The sequence below is a fragment of the Virgibacillus carmonensis genome, from assembly GCF_057836705.1.
Genome location: NZ_JBYQFJ010000180.1, coordinates 1 through 677 on the forward strand (window position 1 = coordinate 1; position 677 = coordinate 677).

Annotated in this window: 1 pseudogene; it reads left to right on the plus strand. The window is 42.1% G+C overall.

The features are described from left to right. Positions 1-25: 25 nt before the first annotated feature. Positions 26-538: pseudogene (locus AC3G7N_RS21245) on the plus strand (4Fe-4S dicluster-binding protein); the annotation flags it as partial. Between the last annotated feature and the right edge of the window lie 139 nt (positions 539-677).

A 677-nucleotide genomic window follows, 5' to 3' on the forward strand; every position in this document is an offset into this window, starting at 1 on the left:
TACAACCCACATTCCTCTTTCTTGAATTGGCGGCCTCTCAGACCGGCGGGATGCTGTGGAATTCATGTTAATGGGTGCAGGCGGTTTGCAAGTTTGTACAGCAGCTATGCACCATGGCTTTAGCATCGTAGAAGATATGGTTGAGGGCTTAAACAATTACCTGGACGACAAGGGGCTAGCATCTGTCGGTGACCTTGTTGGGAAATCAGTTCCGAAGTATTCCGACTGGGGTGACCTTGACCTCAATTATAAATCCGTAGCCCGTATTAATACTGACACATGTATTAACTGCAATAAATGTCATATTGCTTGCGAAGACACAGCACATCAATGTATCGATATGCTAAAGGCAAAAGATGGGACAAAGTACTTACAGGTTAACGAAGATGACTGCGTTGGTTGTAATTTATGTTCGATTGTTTGTCCGGTAGATGGCGCAATTGACATGATTGAGATTCCAAGTGACGAGCCAATGACATGGAAAGAGCGTGAGGCTGCAATTAAAGAACCATCATGTGGAATTAGTTTGGTTAAATAACTAAAGGGGGAAAAGAGAATGAAAAAATTGATAAAAAATGGAACAATTGTAACGGCAACTGACAAATATGAGGCTGATTTGCTGATTGAAGATGGCAAGGTGACTTCAATTGGCGGTTATTTTACTGAGGATGTTGATG